3 protein-coding genes are annotated in these 3,718 nt (G+C 63.2%); all 3 read right to left on the bottom strand.

Annotated elements, in window-relative coordinates:
* A partial coding sequence (locus EN745_RS31600) for a GNAT family N-acetyltransferase (RefSeq protein WP_127423058.1) occupies positions 1-1,009 on the bottom strand: 1,009 nt, incomplete at its 3' end.
* Positions 1,002-1,979, bottom strand: coding sequence for a hypothetical protein (locus EN745_RS31595; protein ID WP_127407438.1), 978 nt, complete (start codon positions 1,977-1,979; stop codon positions 1,002-1,004). The genes EN745_RS31595 and EN745_RS31600, both read right to left, overlap by 8 nt.
* Positions 1,976-3,268 (bottom strand): glycosyltransferase, encoded by a 1,293-nt coding sequence (locus tag EN745_RS31590; protein ID WP_127423057.1) that lies wholly within the window; start codon positions 3,266-3,268, stop codon positions 1,976-1,978. The genes EN745_RS31595 and EN745_RS31590 overlap by 4 nt, the downstream gene beginning before the upstream one ends.
* Positions 3,269-3,718 lie beyond the last annotated feature (450 nt).

Genomic DNA, 3,718 nt, shown 5'->3' with positions numbered 1-3,718 from the left:
GGCGGAACTCGTGCATGGGGGTTCGAGTGCAGCCGAAATCGGCCTTGAAAGGCTCGTCGCCAATGGTGAAATCGAAAGTCTCGCCGCCGCTGGCCGCCCAAGCCGCCATGACGCGGTCCAGCGCGAGGCGCCCCGGAGAATAGCGCGCATGGGCGACGTAGTTGCAGCAGAGCAGAATGTAGCGGAAGCTGCTTTTGTCGATCAGCCCGAAAACGAGAGCGACCGTGCTCTCGCCTGAAACCAGGTGCCAGGTTTGAGCCAGGCCGGAGCGCGCTCCGCTGGTGGCGACATCAATGTAGAATTCGAGACCATGCGCCGTCTGCAGCGGATCATCCGGAAAGCGCCCGGACCGGAAATCGCGTCCCGCCATCATTGCGGAGCGCACCGCATCGCATTCCAGGAGCTCCAGCCGAAGCGCGCCTGTATCATCGAGACGGCGTGCCTTGCGATCAAGCGCCGCCGCGCGATGGCTGCCCAGGTTGGCGCGCCGCCATTCGCCATAGGGGAAGCCATAGCGCACGGCATGCGCGCCGAAGCCAAGCGCCAGCGGCTCGCTCCCCAGCAGCGAGCGCCATTGCTGCACATGCTGGTGATGGACCGGACCGATTTTCAGCCCGGCGTGGGAACCTAGGGCATGGTGAAAGGCCTGCGCGGTCCTCTCGTCGAGCCAAAGGCCTTCGGCAACGATCGGACAGGCATAGTCGGTGACACCAAGGAAGGCGTATTCGATCGAGCGAGATCCGTCCTCCGCGCGGCGGCGCACAAGCGGCACGACGAGTTGGAGGTCGCCGGCGGCATCCCGGCCGGTCACCACCAGCGGCTCGACGCCATGCGCCGGCACAAGATGGCGATAGAAGGCCGTCAACCAATCGGGATGCTGGAAAGCCGTTGCCCGGGCACGATTGAAAAGCAGGCGGAATTCCCGCGAGCCGAAATCAAACCGGTCGGCGGTCTCGAAAATGACCGGCGTGTCACCAGGGTGCGGTTGCCGCAGGGCGCGTTCAAGCACGTTTCAACCCCAGGAAAAGCCGCCTGAATACCTGCTGTGTGCGCAGCGCCGGATCGTCGAGCGCGATCCCCGCGCCAATCGGCATGTCGATGGCGCTCAGGGCCGCATAGAGCCTGTCCTCGCTCAGCCGCTGCGTCTCGACCCTGGCCGGGAACGTCTCGCGGTAGATCGTGCGGTGCGAGCCGTGCGCCGGGTTGGTGTTGATCTCGAAAATCTGCGGGTGCCCGTCCACAAGCGAGAAGTCGGCGCGGCCGTAGTCGATGCCAGCCAGATCAAAGGCCTGTCGCAGCACGTCCTCATAGAGATTGTCGGTGACGAAACGGCGCTCATTCTCGACGAAGGCGCCAAACATCGGATGGGCAAGAAGACGGGTCTTGTCCTCGACATCCTTGGCTGCCCAGCGGAAGTCGACCGCATTATGGTGGGCGATCAGCCGAGAGCCGACGCGGTAGGTCGCGAAACGCTGCCACACACCGGGGCTGACTTCCTGGCCGGCATATTCGATCACCAACTTGCCAGCCAGGGGAATGCCGTTCTCCTTCATGCGGGCGATTGTTGCGTCGAGCGCCTGTTGGTCGGCGATCAGGTCGAAATCGGACGACAGATGGTCGAACTCGTTGCGGATGAACACCGGAAAGGAGTTTGGCCGCGGCTGGCTTTCGCAACGCCAGACAGAGAATTGGTTGATCCCGGCCTCGTGCAGTGCCTTCAGCAGATCGTGTCGGCCGCGCAAGCGAGCGGGATGGTTGAGCACCCGCGAGCCGCCTTGCTCGAGCTTGTTCGCGACCTTCGCGGCCAGCGCGATCTCGAAGGACGACAGCCGTTCGTGATCGGTGAAGACCCAAGTGCCGGCGCGCAGTTCCTTTTGCCGGAAAAGGCGTTCGTAGCTCCAGCGGCGCGCATCGCCCAATTGGCGGACCAGATGACGGACGGTGTAGGCGTGGCTGCGCGTGGTGACGAAATTGATCAAGCGCCGTCCGGCGAACCGCCGTCCTCCTGAAAGGCCAGGACGTCGCCCCGGTTTCGCGAGCCGATGCCGGATCCCGACAGGATCGAGGCATAAAGCTCGAGGTTGAGGGCAACCGCCGAATGCACTGCGAAATCCCCGACCCGTTGGCGCCCGCGCTCGATCAGGGTGCTTCGCAGTGGATTCTCGTCCAGAAGCTCGATCGTGCGGGCGATCAAATCGTCACGCTGGCCGTCCCGCACCAATGCCAATGCCGGCGGATTGCCGGCGACATCGGCGACGCCACCAACGGCATAGGCGACTGCCGGCAGGCCGGAGGCCATCGCCTCGAGCAACACGCTGCCCAGGACCTCGCGCCGCGACGGCAGAATCAGGACTTCGGAAATCTGCAGAGCCTTTTTCACCTCCGTCGGGGAAACAAAACCGGTGATAGCGAAACAGTCCGGGCGCGAAATGGCGGCAAGCGCCGCTTCCAGTTTGCGCCGGTCGGGGCCATCGCCGCAAATCAACAAAAACACGCCCTTTTCGGCCAGGCGCTTGGCCAGGGCCGGCAAATCCTGCCAACCCTTTTCCGGGCTGATGCGGCCGATGAAGCTAACCACAGGCCGCCCCTCGGGGATGCCATGCTCGGAGCGAAAGGCTTGAAGCGCGTCCGGGTCGATCGGACGGCCGAACGCTTCGGCGTCGACAGCGTCAGCGATCACCGCCACGCGGCGATCCAGCCCGGTTTCCGCTACGGCTTCCCTGCCGTAACGCTCGGTGAGTGCGACAACACGGTCGGCCGACATCAAAGCATAGCGTTCCAGCCAGCGGGTGACATCATACGTCTTGCCCTTGAGCCGCAGTGCATGCTGGAGCCCGGACCAGAGCTGCGTGTTCATCGATACCACGAGAGGTATCTTCAGCCTGGAGACCAGAATGGCCATGGCCCGGCACCAGACCGAGTGGTTGAAGTGGATATGGACGACATCATAGCGGCCGCGTGCTCGAAGCAGCTCCGGCAATGCGGCCAGGAACCAGGTGAAGCAGAGCAGCGGGCCGGCGGCGAACTCCGGCAGCCAGAAGCCTGCGCATTTGAGGCGCATCCTCGGCGAAAGCTGAACCTCTCTCGGGCTTCCGGGAATGAACGTGGTCAGAATGGTCTGGGCGGCGCCGGCCTCGTCCATCGCGTTGGCGATTGTCCATGTCTGATTCTGCAGGCCGCCGACCGGATCGAAGGCGACCGGCCATGTGCCTGGCCGATAAAAGTGCGGCGTGATCCGCAATATCCTGAGCGTGCTGTCGCCGGTCATCTGCCACTCTATTCAGCCACTAAAAATGGAGCAACGATCGCCATCCGGGAGCGAACCGCAATCGCGCAAACAATCCATTCAAGGCAAGATTTGAGGACCCCCACGCGGGGATACCTTATCGTATGTCGTCAATTCAAGTCAGAGTTGACGACAATTCGCCTATACCAGCAATATAGTTGCATCCGCAAGAAATGCAGGTGCCGGCGGCCTCACTCTGTTTGAACGGCGGATGTCTCGGCCGGATCGACGCCGCCCCGTTTCGGCGCGGTCAGCACCAGCGTGGCGACAATTACAATCGCCGCAATCGTCATGGCCATGAGGACGGTTCTTCCCATGGTTGTGAGCTAGGGTGGCCTTCCGCGATGGCAAGACTGGCCCCGGTGCCGGAGAATGGCAGGCCGGCCGGACAACATCGCCGAGCCCCTTGAACCGACTTCCGGAATAATGCAC

This window comes from Mesorhizobium sp. M4A.F.Ca.ET.022.05.2.1 (genome assembly GCF_003998845.1).
GTDB lineage: Bacteria > Pseudomonadota > Alphaproteobacteria > Rhizobiales > Rhizobiaceae > Mesorhizobium.
Note: the sequence above shows the minus strand (reverse complement) of the source record. Positions and strands in the feature narration are given on the sequence as shown.

Coding starts and splice junctions, on each gene's coding strand:
- EN745_RS31590 (WP_127423057.1), bottom strand. CDS start 3,268: ATGACCGGCGACAGCACGCTCAGGATATTGCGGATCACGCCGCACTTT.